The sequence below is a fragment of the Pirellulaceae bacterium genome, assembly GCA_029243025.1.
Lineage (GTDB): Bacteria > Planctomycetota > Planctomycetia > Pirellulales > Pirellulaceae.
This window is the reverse complement of sequence record JAQWSU010000014.1, coordinates 57,264-71,479: the sequence shown is the minus strand read 5'-3', so window position 1 is coordinate 71,479 and position 14,216 is coordinate 57,264. Positions and strand designations below refer to the sequence as shown.

At 53.5% G+C, this 14,216-nt stretch carries 10 protein-coding genes; 6 read left to right on the top strand and 4 right to left on the bottom strand.

Going from position 1 to position 14,216, the window contains the following annotated elements; all coding sequences use genetic code 11:
• The first annotated feature begins 7 nt into the window (after positions 1–7).
• The 6 genes from nusA (at position 8) to P8N76_06025 (ending at position 9,007) form a co-directional block, all read left to right on the top strand.
• Complete coding sequence (gene nusA / locus P8N76_06050) at positions 8–1,477, top strand: transcription termination factor NusA (protein ID MDG2381218.1); 1,470 nt, start codon at positions 8–10, stop codon at positions 1,475–1,477.
• A gap of 203 nt (positions 1,478–1,680) precedes the next feature.
• The gene (gene infB / locus P8N76_06045; GenBank protein ID MDG2381217.1) at positions 1,681–4,422 is read left to right on the top strand and encodes a translation initiation factor IF-2; all 2,742 of its coding nucleotides are present in this window, start codon (positions 1,681–1,683) and stop codon (positions 4,420–4,422) included.
• A gap of 44 nt (positions 4,423–4,466) precedes the next feature.
• A complete protein-coding gene (gene rbfA / locus P8N76_06040) occupies positions 4,467–4,892 on the top strand; it encodes a 30S ribosome-binding factor RbfA (protein MDG2381216.1) in 426 nt (141 codons plus the stop codon).
• A 44-nt stretch (positions 4,893–4,936) separates the two neighbouring features.
• Positions 4,937–5,923 carry a hypothetical protein gene (locus P8N76_06035; protein MDG2381215.1) on the top strand — a complete coding sequence of 329 codons (987 nt, stop codon included), beginning with the start codon at positions 4,937–4,939 and terminating at the stop codon, positions 5,921–5,923.
• A 147-nt stretch (positions 5,924–6,070) separates the two neighbouring features.
• Positions 6,071–8,245 carry a hypothetical protein gene (locus P8N76_06030; protein ID MDG2381214.1) on the top strand — a complete coding sequence of 725 codons (2,175 nt, stop codon included), beginning with the start codon at positions 6,071–6,073 and terminating at the stop codon, positions 8,243–8,245.
• Between the two features lie 6 nt (positions 8,246–8,251).
• Positions 8,252–9,007, top strand: coding sequence for a YebC/PmpR family DNA-binding transcriptional regulator (locus P8N76_06025; protein MDG2381213.1), 756 nt, complete (start codon positions 8,252–8,254; stop codon positions 9,005–9,007).
• 41 nt (positions 9,008–9,048) lie between these two features.
• On the opposite strand, the gene P8N76_06020 is transcribed toward P8N76_06025, so the two are convergent.
• The 4 genes from P8N76_06020 to proS all read right to left on the bottom strand — a co-directional run bounded on the left by P8N76_06020 (position 9,049) and on the right by proS (position 14,092).
• Complete coding sequence (locus tag P8N76_06020) at positions 9,049–10,539, bottom strand: multiheme c-type cytochrome (protein MDG2381212.1); 1,491 nt, start codon at positions 10,537–10,539, stop codon at positions 9,049–9,051.
• Between the two features lie 73 nt (positions 10,540–10,612).
• On the bottom strand, positions 10,613–11,800 hold the full coding sequence (locus P8N76_06015; protein MDG2381211.1) for a DUF1573 domain-containing protein: 1,188 nt from the start codon (positions 11,798–11,800) through the stop codon (positions 10,613–10,615).
• A gap of 170 nt (positions 11,801–11,970) precedes the next feature.
• Positions 11,971–12,507, bottom strand: coding sequence for a DUF4416 family protein (locus P8N76_06010; GenBank protein MDG2381210.1), 537 nt, complete (start codon positions 12,505–12,507; stop codon positions 11,971–11,973).
• Positions 12,508–12,571: 64 nt separating this feature from the next.
• Complete coding sequence (gene proS, locus P8N76_06005) at positions 12,572–14,092, bottom strand: proline--tRNA ligase (GenBank protein MDG2381209.1); 1,521 nt, start codon at positions 14,090–14,092, stop codon at positions 12,572–12,574.
• Positions 14,093–14,216 lie beyond the last annotated feature (124 nt).

Below are 14,216 nucleotides of genomic sequence, written 5' to 3'. Positions count from 1 at the left end.
TGGTGCCATGAATCCGAACGAAGTGCTGCGGATTGTTGACGCGATCCACCGCGACAAAAACATCGAAAAGGACATCGTCATCCAGGCGATTGAGGCGGCCTTGGTCTCCGCGGCGAGAAAAAATTACGGTGACGACGCGGAAATCGAGATCGAGATTGACCGCGTGGACGGCTCGATTCGCGGAAAAATGAACGGAGAACCGCTCGATCCGGAAGAAACGGTCGGACGGATTGGAGCTCAAACCGCCAAACAGGTGATCATTCAAAAAATTCGCGAAGCCGAACGCGATGCGCTCTACGACGAGTATGACGAATTGTCCGGCCAAATGGTCGGCGGAGTCGTGCAGCGAAATGAAGGACGAGCCACCACCGTCTCCCTTGGAAACGTGGAGGCCATCCTGCCGCGTGGCGAACAGATTCCGGGTGAATCACACCATGCGAACGAGCGAGTGCGGGCAACCGTTTTTGACGTTCGAAAAGAAGGGAGTCGCGTCAAGGTAATCCTGAGCCGCACCCGCCCCCATTTGGTACAACGCCTGTTCGAACAGGAAATTCCTGAAATCGCCGAGGGTGTCATTGAAGTTCGAGCGATGGCTCGTGAACCCGGCTATCGCAGTAAAGTGGCCGTCAGCAGTGCCGATCAGCGAGTGGACTGCGTAGGCGCCTGCGTGGGCGTTCGAGGAAACCGCATTAAAAACATCGTCGATGAACTGGCCGGGGAACGAATTGATATCGTTCGCTGGAGCGATGACATGCAGGTTTTGATCCCCAATTCGCTCCAACCGGCCGAAGTTGACGAAGTCATCCTCTGCAAAATGATGGGACGGGCTATCGTGCTGGTTCGAGAGGACCAGTTGTCACTGGCCATCGGCCGGCGAGGTCAGAATGTCCGACTGGCAAGCAAGCTTTGCGGCTGGGACATCGAAATCATGACCCAGAATGAACTGCAGGAACAAATAGAAAGTGCCGTCGCTGGCTATTCCGCGCTGGAAGGTGTTACCGACGAACTGGCGGAACGATTGGTGGGCGAAGGCTTTTTATCCTACGACGACCTCTCGGTGATTGAACCCGATGACTTGATGGAAATGGGAAGTCTCAGCCAAGAGGTGGTCGATCAGATTGTCGAACAGGCCGAGCAACGAGCCGAAGAGGCCGAACAGGCCGCCGCTGCTGAACGCCGTCGCTTGAAAGAACAAGAACGAATCGACAAGGCGACCGCAGAAGCGGAAGCCCTCGAAGCGGCCAAAGAAGCGGCCAGAGAAGCGGCTGCGATTGCCGATGCCACGGAAGAATCCAACTCCGAAGGAGTGGAAGTCGACGCCACGAGTGTTACACTGGGGAACTCGGGGGACGAAACGTCTGCTGTAGAAGCGGACGGTGATGCCCCCACGGAGACCGCAGAAAACGAATCGCCTGACGGTGCCGTATCACAACCGGCCACCGAAAGCGAACCACGCGATACGACCCTTGAGTCGTAGCCGTCGTCCAGCTGGTGTTAGGATCCCTTGATTAGCAAGGGTGAAACGCACGGTAAGATCAATCGGTTTGAATGATGGGAAAGTCCCTCAAGCCACTTGACCAACCAAGCGGGGAGTACGGACAAATGGGTTAAGAGCAACTACCGCAGGCGTGCAGAACGATCGGACTTCGTCGCACGCAAGGAAGATTAAGGAGGGCAGACGTGCCCATTCGGATTTACGCATTAGCGAAAGATTTAAAGATCGACAGCAAGGAGCTTGTCGATGTCTGTGCGAAAGCAGGCATAACCGGAAAAGGTTCTGCCCTGGCTAGTTTGACAGACGATGAGCTCACCAAAGTCAAAGCTTTCTTGAAAGGTGGGACGCGCGCCGAAGGCGCACCAACTCCCCCACCTGCGGCCAAGCCGCCCACCATCCCCAAGGTGGTGCCTCCCAAGGCGGCACCCAAGGCGGCACCCGAGCCCAAGCCCGAGCCCAAGCCCAAGCCCAAGCCCAAGTCAGAGCCCGCCCCGCCTGCAGCTGCACCCGAACAGCCGGCTTTTACTCGCGAAGATTACATCGGTCCCGGTGGCAGCACGGGCAAGCCTCGTGTGATTCAGCCGACGAGTTCAAAATCGACGACAGAGGCTGGCGACAACGCGTCAGGCAAAGATCGAGACTCGGCTAAAACTGCGTCTCGAAAAGACGCCGGTCGCAAGGAACCGGTCGTTCGCATGGCGGCCATTCCCAAGACAGCCCAACCGACTGCTAAACCGAAGTCAAACGAACCGGCACCGCAAAAGCCCATCATGACACTGCCGGCTGATGCGATCCGAAATGCCAAATCAGGCAGCCGTGCTCCGCTTGAACAATTCACGAAACAACAGGACAAGGACTCGAACGAGCCGAAAGCCCCACCAACTCAAAAGTCTTCCACGGATCGAGACGCATCCTCGAAATCCGCCGGTGGGAGAGATCGACGCCGAGGTGGTAAAGCCGAAGGTGGTAAAGAGGACGACTCGCGAGACAAGAAACTCGCCACCATGGCGGGTAGTCGGGCCGCACGTCAGCAAAAACGACGCCGCTCGCGAAGCGGACGAGATGACGACGATCAGGATGTACGCCGAAAACGACGGCGTTTGGTCCGCAAAGGCACCAACACGGCCGCTCCCCGTAAAGGGAAAGTCAGTGTCGAATTACCGTGTTCCGTTCGGAGCTTATCCGAGGCGACTGGTGTGCCAACGGCCGAGATCCAGCGCACGCTGATGGGCTTCGGCACCATGGTTACCATCAACCAGGAAATCGACGCCGAAACGGCCGAACTCGTCGCAGCCGAACTTGAGTTAGAGGTCGAATTCAAACTCGCCGAGACACTTGAGGATCAGCTGATTACGCAAATGCTCGAAACCGAGGACGATCCGAACTCACTCGTCCCACGCGTCCCTGTCATCACCTTCTTGGGACACGTTGACCATGGGAAGACTTCGCTCCTTGACGCGATCATCGGCATCGATGTGGTCTCAGGCGAAGCGGGCGGGATCACCCAACACATCCGAGCGTACAAGCTAAAGAAGGATGATCGCGAAATCGCTTTCGTCGATACCCCGGGTCACGAGGCATTCACCGAAATGCGTGCTCGAGGTGCCAATGTGACTGATATCGCGGTCCTGGTGATCGCCGCTGACGACGGGATCATGCCGCAAACGGAAGAAGCAATTAGCCATGCTCGGGCTGCTGGAGTGCCGATCGTCGTAGCACTCAATAAGTGCGATCTTCCCGGAGCCGATATCAACCGTGCGATGCAAGAACTGTCCGCGCAAGAATTGCTTCCCTCCGAATGGGGCGGGGATGTGGAAGTGGTGCAAACCAGTGCCATCAACGGCGACGGCATCGATACCCTCTTGGAAACTTTGTTGCTGACCGCTGATCTGCATGAATACCAAGCGAACCCAGATCGTGCGGCGTCAGGAACTTGCCTGGAAGCGGAACAGCAAGGCAATCGGGGAGTCGTGGCAAAAGTCATCGTACAAAACGGAACACTCCGAGTTGGGGATGTGATGGTCTGTGGTGGTGCCTACGGCCGAGTCAAAGCAATGCATGACACCCTGAAGCCAACTCGGAAACTCCAAGAGGCGGGCCCCTCGACACCCGTCAACTTGACCGGCCTCAATATGGCTCCCGAAGCTGGCGATTCTTTCCATGTCCTGGAAAACATCGCTCAGGCGCGCCAAATTGCTGAACAACGTCAAACACAGACTCGTTCACGATCACTCTCAGGTCGAACAGTCCGAGTTTCGTTCGAAGAATTCCAACGCCGAATGGAAGAAGGCCGGTTGGGCGATGAAATCGAAGTCACAAACCTCAATCTGGTTCTCCGGGCCGATGTACGAGGTTCCATCGAAGCGATCCAAAAGGAATTGGACAAGCTGCAGCATCCAGAAGTTCAAATCAAATTATTGCAAGCAACAGTGGGTGGAATCACCGCTGCCGACGTAACGCTTGCGGATGCGTCCGACGCGGTGATTATTGGTTTCAACGTGATTCCCGACGAATCAGCACGGATCCTTGCGGAAGAACGAGGCGTCGAGATTCGACGTTACGACATCATCTACAAGGTCACCGAAGATCTAAAGGCAACCTTGGAAGGCAAGCTCAAGCCGGAAGAACGCGTGAAGGAACTTGGACGTGCCTTGGTCCAGCGAACCTTCACGATCAGTCGCGTCGGCACGGTGGCCGGTTGTCGCGTGCTGGCCGGTACGATCGAACGTGGATGTCGTGTTCGCGTCAATCGAAATGGACGTGGCATCGGCGATTATCCACTCGATTCACTCCGCCGTGAAAAAGATGACTCGAAGGAAGTCCGCGAAGGTTACGAATGCGGCATGAAGCTCTCCGGATTCAACGATCTGAAAGAGGGCGACATCCTCGAAGCCTACAAGATCGAAGAAATTGCACGATCTTTGTAACTCAAATTTTTCTCGCCGTTGTCATGCCGTAGTTTGGGATTTCCATGAGTTCGCGCCGTACACTCAAAGCAGCATCTGCGATTAAAGAGGTCGTCAGCTTAGCGATCCTCACCGAATTGCGAGATCCACGTATCCAAAACGTGACGGTGACCTTCGTCGAAATCTCCGGCGACATGAGATTTGCCAAAGTTCACGTCTCGGTGATGGGCGATGAAAAGCAACAGAGCCTTTGCATGCACGGCCTGCAAGGTTCCGCCGGATTCCTCCAGAAACGGGTCAACGATCGCATTGACACGCGATACACCCCACGAATTCAATTTGTTCTCGACAAGGGCATCAAGCACGCGTTCAAAGTATCTGAGATTCTGCATGATGTCCTGCCTGCTGATGAAGACACCTCGGATGATGCGGAACCTAGCGACGACGAAGACACACTACTCGACGAAAATCCTGACGACGCATCTCGATGAATCGTTGATCCATTCCTGCCAAACCCCTACGTGATGAAAACAAGATGTCTGCATCCAATCGCGCCGCACAAATAGCCAAGACCCACAAAGTCCTTGCCAAACACTTCAAACCAATCCAGCAGGCTGAACGCCCTGTTCTCGAGCAGTTGCTCTACGCATGCTGCCTGGAAAACACTCGCTATGAAATCGCCGACGAAATTTTTGCGAGACTGCAGGAGTCCATGTTCGATTGGAACGAGGTCCGAGTCACGACCGTCCGAGAACTGACCGAATTGATGAAAGGCAGCGCCGATCCATCCAAGTCCGCCACGCAACTCAAACACACATTGCATAGCGTGTTCGAATCGGTCTATTCCTTTGACGTGGATCTCCTCAAGAAACAAAACCTGGGCGCGGCCATCAAACAATTGGAAAGCTACCGCGGAACGACCACTTTTTCGATTTCCTACTTGGTTCAAAATGGGCTCGGCGGCCATTCGATTCCACTTTGCAAATCATCGATGAACGTGCTCTATATTGCCGATGTGGCAAGCGAAGACGAGACGAAAAAGGGACGGGTGCCGGGACTTGAACGTGCAATCCCCAAAACCAAAGGCGAGGAATTCAGTTCCTTATTGCACCAGTTGGCAGCCGAATTGGCAGCCAGCCCCTTCAACACAAATATCCGCAATATCCTGTTGGAGATGAGCCCTACTGCGAAAGACCGGTTGCCCAAACGGGGTGGACGCAAAGCGGCGGCTGCCAAACCTGTAAAAACAAAAAAGAAAGCAGTCCCCCCAAAGAAAAAGACGGTGAAAAACACTACCGCGAAAGCTCCAACCACAAAGAAAAAGGCGGAACCCGGCAAAAAGAAAGCGGTCAGCAAAAAAACCGCCGCCAAAAAGAAAAAGGTGGAACCCGTCAAAAAGAAGACCGGCAAAAAGAAGGCAGTCAGTAAGAAAGCAGTCAGTAAGAAAGCAGTCGCCAAGAAGGCCGTCAAAGGCAACAAAAAATCAGCCTCAAAGCAACTCGCTCGTCGCAAACCACGTTGAGACCGATAGACGTTCCGGCACGAATCCCACACTCGCTCCGCCGTATGAGTAGAATACGATGTGTGATGCCTGAACCGAGACTAGCGACTTGACGGTCTCTCATTTCACCCAAGGCCAAATTGCCCCGGCCGCGTGGAGATTCTTTTGATGCCTGCACTTTCCCGCACGCTCTTGTCTGTACTGCTGATTACACCCTTCTTTCAACCTGTGCTCTTGGCGCAAAACGGCCCATCAGAAAACCTGTCCGATCTGGAGCCATTTGTACCTCGGACAACACGAAGTGAAGCCGATGAAGATCGGATTCATTCTTCCAGTCTCTTCGCCGAAGGACGACTCCTGTTTCGACGAGAAAAATATCTGGAAGCACTCCGAAAATACGAGCGAGCCCATCGATATTCAAACGGCTCCGAAACAATTCTCAAGGAAATCGTGCCTCTAGCCTTTCGACTGGGCCACGGCGAAGAAGCGGCAAGATACGCCAAAATGCTGAAATCGGGAACAAAGCTCGATTCCTTCATTCTACGACGACTCGCAGTTCGCCTCACAGAACAAGAACGATTTGAGGAAGCGGCCAAGCTCTACGAAATAACTGCGGAAGTGCCAGCCGAAAGCGATTTAAAAGGGGCCGGTGTGATCACCCAATTCGAACTGGGTAGACTTTACTTCCTCAACGAAAAGTATGGCAAGGCGAGCGACGCGTTTGATCGTGTTCTGTCCGTGATGAAAACGGCTAAAAAGGGATCGGCCGATGCGATCGCGATCGAAACTCTTCTTAAAGATTCCGGGCCAACTTATTCAGTAATCGGAGAGTCTAACTTTCTGGCCAATCGCCTGGAGAAGGCAGCCGAGTTATTTCGGAAGGCGCACCCCAATGAGAAAACCGCACCGATTCTGGCTTTCCATTTAGCCCGCATTGCGAAAGAGCAAAATAAGGTCGAAGCTGCCGAAAAACAGTTGGCGATCTATCTCGAGGCTGGGATCGACGAGGCCGGAACCTCGCCCTACCGACTCCTAGCTGAATTAGAGGAAGCACAAGGCAGACAAGATCAATTGATCAAGCGTCTGGTTGAACTGCGCGAGCAACAACCCCAAAACGCTTACATCGGCTACTTTCTCGCCGATCAGTATTTGGAGGCAAAACAATACGGCAAAGCAGCAGAACTCTACCAACAAGTTTTGCAGCAGCAGCCGTCCGTTGATGCCTACCGCGGCCTGGTGACTTGTTATCAACAACTCGACGACGACAGACGTTTGCTGGAACTGCTGGGGCGTGCGGTCACCGAATTGAACGGAATCACGGCGTTAAAGAGTGAGCTTACGCCGCTGGTCGAAACCCCCGAACGAATCAACCAACTAGCAGTAGATGGGCGAAAACGTTTCGGGGACCATCCTGAAAAAGAATTACAGGGAGAGGCACTCGCGCTGGCCAATCTGGCAATTCTGACCGAACAATATGAATTGGCCGACGAGTTCTTTCGCCTCGTTGCAGGAAAGGCCCCGCGTGCCGATGCCCAACTCTGGATCAGCTGGGGCTTAGAAATGCTGCTGGCGAATGAGTCCGAACGGGCGATTCAGATATTCCAGGAAATGCTCGATGAAAAAATTCCCGGCAGGCGAACGGCCGAAGTACTTTATTACTTGTCGGGCGCACTTGCGGTGAATGACCGGTACGACGAAGCGCTCCTAGCGGCCAAGGATGCGGCCAAACGATCAAAAGGTATCCCGGCGATTGAGATGCGACCCGCTTGGATTTTGTACTTGGCAGAGCGCTGGGATGAATCAAAACAAGCTTATCTTGACTTTCTTGATCAGTACCAAGATGACTTTCAAACCGGCGGTGCCCGCGCTGCAGTGAAGGAAGCAAAAATGACGCTTTCAAACATCTGCGTTGCTCAAGAAAATATCGCGAAGGGGATCGAATGGCTGGAACAAGTATTGGATGAGTATCCAATGGATGTCGGCGCCCACAATGACCTGGGGTATCTATGGGCCGATCAGAACCTCCACCTGAACCGGGCGTTGAGAATGGCTCAAAAGGCCGTAGCTGCCGAACCGGAAAACATTGCTTACCTCGATAGCCTCGGTTGGGCGTTGTACCAACTTGCACGCTACCAGGAAGCCGTTGAGCCATTGCAAAAGGCGATCGAAATCGAAAGGCCCGATCCGATCATCCTCGAACACCTCGCCGACACCTTCAACAAATTGGGGCAGGCCAAAGAGGCACGAGAGACGTGGCAAAAAGCACTCAAATTGCTGTTGGAAAAACAGGCAAACGATCGAAAAAGAATTGAATCGAAGTTGGAGCTGGAAAGACGGGAGTAAGGCAAAATGGCAGGTCATTCACATTGGGCGGGCATCAAACACAAAAAAGCGCTGATCGACAACAAACGCGGCAAGGTCTGGAGCAAAATCTCCAAAGCATTGATGGTAGCAGCCCGAATTGGCGGTGCTGATCCGGATACAAACGTCAGCTTGAGGGTACCGCTGGCCGACGCCCGGGCTGCTCGGATGCCCAAAGATAATATTGATCGAGCCATCAAAAAAGGTACTGGCGAACTCGACGGCGGGGATGTTGAGGAAGTTCTGTACGAGGGCTACGGTCCCAACGGCGTCGCCGTGATGTGCGAAATCATGACCGACAACCGCAATCGAACGGCACCCGAAATTCGAAAACTGTTCGAAGTGTACGGTGGAAAGCTTGGTGGCACCGGTTGTGTCGCCTACTTATTCGACCGCAAAGGCTTGATCGTCGTGCCGACTGATCAAGTCGATGAAGATCGGCTGATGGAAGTTATCTTGGACGCCGGCGGTGACAACGTGGAACAGCAGGGTGACCAGTTCGAAATCACCTGCGAACCCGACGCTTACGCCGATCTGCTGGCAGCCCTCGAAGAAGCCCAAATCGAACCCACAGTCAAACAGTTGACGCGGATACCATCAGCCACTGTCGATCTCGATGCCAGCACAGGGCGCAAAGTGCTCAAGCTAATGGAACTACTCGATGATCATGACGACGTCCAAAACGTATCGGCAAACTTCAACATTCCAGATGACGTAATGGCCGAATTGAACTCCGGAGCTTGACCCAATTCAAGTCATCTCTCCCTCGCCGCTGCCACCGCGTCTCAGTCACTCCACGGGTGCGCAACTTCCTTCCAGTAGGCCTCAAATTGACCCGGCTTGTGAAAGTCTGGACTGTTGTCCAGGTCGTGACATTCAAGGCATTTTTCATGGGTCGCTTTGCCCATCTCTAACCGCATCTGCCCGCGATATTTTGCGATGAGTTCATCGGTAAGATTCTCGATCTCGCCATTCTCGGCCGCCACATGCTGACTCCCCGGACCATGGCAGTTCTCACAACCGTTGCCATGCAACAGGGCCGATTTTTCAAGATCCAAGTAGCCGGAATCGTAAGGAATATAACGCTGGGGGTCCCAACCGGTCACATGACAACTGATACACTCAGGATCATGATGCCTGGGAATATCTGCTCGTTCGGTGGGCTGAGAGATCGAATCGGTGGCATGAGCATGAGGCGTCTCAAGCCATTTCTCATAAGCTTGAACATGACAATCGCCACAGCTTTCCGAACCGACGTACTTGCGACCGCTAGGATGGGCAACTGGCGATAAGCCCAAACCGGCAAGGCCTTGCTGCTTCAGCTTATCTTGGTAAGCGGCAAGAATGTCGAGCATCTCCGTTGAATCCTCAAATCGATCATCCAACGGAATTCGCTGATACTTGAGTCGATCTTCTCCCTGCTTGTAGATGCCAACCACTCCCGCATACATGCCTTTGGTGCCAGCTTGTATCATCACCGCCTTCGCACCTGCGATCTCTTGCGGCTTGAATGTTGGCTCGCCCGCGCCACCCGCCGTTACAACCAGGTCCAGTTGAGGGAACGCCTTGGCGAACAAAGATGACTCGTCAATCGACGCATGAGAGAGCAATACCTGGAAATCGCAATTTGCAGCTTTCATTTGCACCATGGTGTCCTTCAGTGACTCCATCGGAGCACTCTTGAAAATGTCCTCTTGGGTCACACGAGCGAGTTGCTCCGTTCCCAGGACAGCAGCGACACCGATACGCATCCCCCCCGCTTCGATCACCCGAAACCCTTCGACAAAGCCGGCCGGGTTTGCATTGGCACAAATGAACAAGTCAGACTCACCCGTCTGGCTGGCCACCGCTGCAATCAGATCTCCAAGTGTCAGACGCAGATCATCGGGACCAAACGCCACCGCTCCGTACTCCATCTCGCGAAGACCATCCACCGTCGAAAGAAACTTTGCCGCGGCTTGAGCTCCGAAACGACGTACTTGATTTCCCACATCGAGGGGAACAACGTCCCATCCTTTTGCTTTCAATTGCTTCAATAAGGAATGACGGCGGGCCATTCCACCTTTCTGGTTCGCCAGACCCGTGCAACCGCACGGTTCGATGTAGCCGTGTTGACGTCCGGTGATCAAAAGAGCAACCTCTGGCTTTTGCCACCCTTCGAACTCATTTTGTCGTGTTGTTGCCGCAGTCTCATCAGACTGAGCGATCTGCCAGGACGAAACCAGCAAGACGGACAGGAGGGCCAGGGCTACAAAAACGGTTAGATGGCGACTCATAAGTTGGAACCCAAAAGCTAAACGGTCAGATTAATTGGCTACCTTTGCCAGCGATGGTGGCAAAGGCGCAAAACTAGGGACTCTCTTCGAGGAGAAAACTGACATACAGATTCAACTTAGGCGAGTCTAGGCGGTTCGATTCAATCACGATTCTCCCCAAAGGCCCTACTTTACTACCTGTACGGTCAATAATCTCGCCGTTCGGTTTAATTCGGATCGAAAGCGGGTATCTCTTTAGACCACCAGCCAACGTCGGCTCGTCAAACGAAGCTTCCAGAACATCGGCTGGATCAGTTTCGACAACTTTGAATTCAACGCTGGCAGAATCCGCCCCCCGGGCGACAACAAACAGCTTCCGTTGGTGCAACTGCTTACCCTTGAGCACCCCCAACTCGAGGACGCCCGTCTGACGGTCAAGCCCCGCACCAAACACACTGATATCCCCAACAATCGACCCCTGCACAGGCAAGTCAATCGGTTCCAACTCGGTCTGGTTCGTTCGCAACCGAATCCGCTGCGAAAAGGTTCCAATCGGCACCCCCGGCTTGAGCGTGACCGTAATGGCAGCCCCGCTTTTTGCGCCAGGCTCTTCGGCAAGCTGCTCACTGTCTAACGGCTTCACGGTTGCTTCGAAGAAATCAGCCGTTCCCGCCTTGAGGAATTCAACCTGTTCGACCTCCAAATCATCGTCTCGATAGCCGTACAGAACAAGCTTCACAGAAGATTGTTGGTCGGCTCGCAAGCCATCAAAACTTAACGAAGCAGGGACGGGACGAACGAGCTGTTGCACTCGCCCTTTGATCCGCAAATCCAACTCCTGCATCGATGGGTCATTCGTCTTGAATCGAGCAATCTGGCTGAAATCAAAGCGGTAGTTGTTGGGTTGCCAACTGAGCGTGACGTCCGTCAATTCGCCAGGAGGAACAATACTACGGGACATCGTCACATCGGTACATTGGCAGGACTTATCGATGAATTGGAGTGTCAACGGCCCATCGCCGACGTTCTTGACGACGAAGGTATGTTGGCGAGTTTCCTCTTTAGACATCACGCCAAAATTGAATTCGCGAGAACCAATCACTTCCAAACTCGCGATACCCGGATCCTGGCTCACTTGCTGATGCGAACTCAGCGCATTTTCCACCGCAGGCTTTGAAAATGCATAGGTCGGGACACGATTAAACTGATACACCGAAGAACCAACACCAACCGCCGCACCAAGTAGCACTGCCGCAAGGGCAATAAAAAAAACTGACTTCATGAGGTATTCCCTGTCATCGGCAGAAATCTTGCGCGACCCCCGCGCCTTCCTCCATGGTAATCATTGAAGTGCGAGCTTGGAAACCTAAGTCGCAGGCCAAGTTCGACTCTCCTTTCAAATACACAACCGATGATCCGCCGTTCGTCGTCAAAATCATCGCGACAGAAGCTTTATTGACGCAATTCCAGCCGCAAAAAATCGCGACAACGAAGAAAAAACTCCTGAAAATCCGCCTGTTGATAATCCGGATAAGTCCAGGCGGATTTCTGCCAGCGACCGCCCCGGTAATGCAGTGTCACCTCGGCGTAAATCCCATCATCGAGGTAAATTCGGTGGGAGTGATCTTTGGTGGAGGCCAAAACAAGCTTGGCCTCCGACACATAGCCCGGGTCCAGGTTCAGCGGACGTTCTTCCGGCCAATCAGTCTGTTTCGCATATTCGATTTCCCAGCCATTCGAACTGCGTTTGACATGACGTAATTGCCCCGGGTCAATAAGTCTTCGCAGAGCGAGGAACTGCTTCTTCAGTCCAGCTCCCATGGAGGCCTGATAGTATTCGGTTTGATTAAATTCAAAGGCGGGACTTCGCAACTCAATCGGACCAAATTCCGTTTCAGCCCGTTGAGCAGCCCAATCCAATGCCTGCTCGTAGCGGCTACAAACGGCAATCAACATTACGACGGGTCGAGCGGAACGAATCTCAGCCATGTTGCAAAGCTTCACTGTTGAGAGGAGCGGGAACTTAACGTCGCATTGAGCGACTCAACAAGCCTTAGTAGGCTTTCGCGAAGACAGCTCGCCTGGCGCTCGGTTTCCCGGTAAAGATACAGGTTCCGGACTCTTCATTGCCATCCATCGGTACACACCGAATCGTAACCTTCATCTCCTTAAGCAAGCGGTCCATCTCAGGCGACTCGCTCCAGTGGCACCAAGCAAATCCTCCATGAATTTCCGGTTTATCTGAATCTTTCGCAGTAAAGTAAGCTCGAAAGTCGTCGAGCGATTCGATGCGGCAGCTGTTTTCTTCTCTGAGAGCAAGTGCTCGCTGGTAGAGACCGTTTTGAATTTCGTCCAACAGTTGGCCAACCTTGGCGATCATCTCGGTTCGCGGCACACTCTGCTTTTCCTTCACACCTTTGTCGCGGCGGGCGAGAAAGACAGCATTGCTTTTGACATCCCGAGGTCCAACCTCCATTCGGAGCGGCACACCACGTTTGATGTGTTGCCAGTTTTTCTCTCCGCCTCGAAGATCACGATCGTCAATCAGAACGCGAACCCGACCGTCTGAATAAGGCTGTTGTTCCAATTCTTGCTTGAGCGAGTTGCAGTATTCCAACACGGCGGCTTTTTCTTCGTCTTTTCGATAGATCGGCAAGATCACCACATGCTTGGGAGCTAGTTTGGGTGGCAACACCAAGCCATCGTCGTCCGAGTGAGACATGACGAGACCGCCCACCAATCGGGTGGAGACTCCCCAGGAGGTGGTCCAGGCAAAAACTTCTTGACCGTGTTGATCCTGAAATTTAATTTCCTGGGCACGCGAAAAGTTTTGCCCGAGAAAGTGCGAGGTTCCCGCTTGGAGTGCTTTACGATCCTGCATCATGGCTTCGATACTGTAAGTAGCGACCGCGCCCGGGAACCTTTCGCCATCGGTCTTTTCACCTTGGACCACGGGCATCGCCATGTAGTTTTCGGCAAAATCGGCGTAGACACGCAACATTTGCATCGTTTCTTCGATCGCTTCCTCTTGAGTCGCGTGAGCCGTGTGTCCTTCTTGCCAGAGGAATTCTGCGGTCCGCAAAAACATTCGTGTCCGCATTTCCCAGCGGACGACATTCGCCCATTGGTTGATCAAGATGGGAAGATCCCGATACGACTGAATCCATCGTGCGTAGGTGGCCCCAATAATCGTTTCGCTCGTTGGTCGTACAATCAGGGGCTCATCGAGCGGGCCTGCGGGAACCAAACCGCCATCAGGTCCAGGCTCCAGCCGATGATGGGTGACGACGGCACATTCTTTGGCGAAACCCTCCACGTGTTCAGCTTCTTTTTCTAAAAACCGCATCGGGATAAACAAGGGGAAATAGGCATTTTCATGCCCCGTCTCTTTAAACATGCGGTCGAGCACCTGTTGCATATTCTCCCATAAGCTGTAGCCCCAGGGCTTGATGACCATGCAGCCACGCACATCGGAGGCCTCTGCCAAATCAGCCGCCTTGATGACCTCTTGATACCATTGGGGATAATCCGCTTGCCGACTGGGATTAATTGCGTTGGCAGGTTGCTTTGCCATGGATTCTCTCTTACTCCTCGATGCTGCCCATCAGCAGCTGTATCTGAGTTGGTTTTCACGACTGATGAAAGCCGCGATCAACTGGCGGCATTCTAGGTTAGGCGTAGTAAAATCGGCAAGCCGA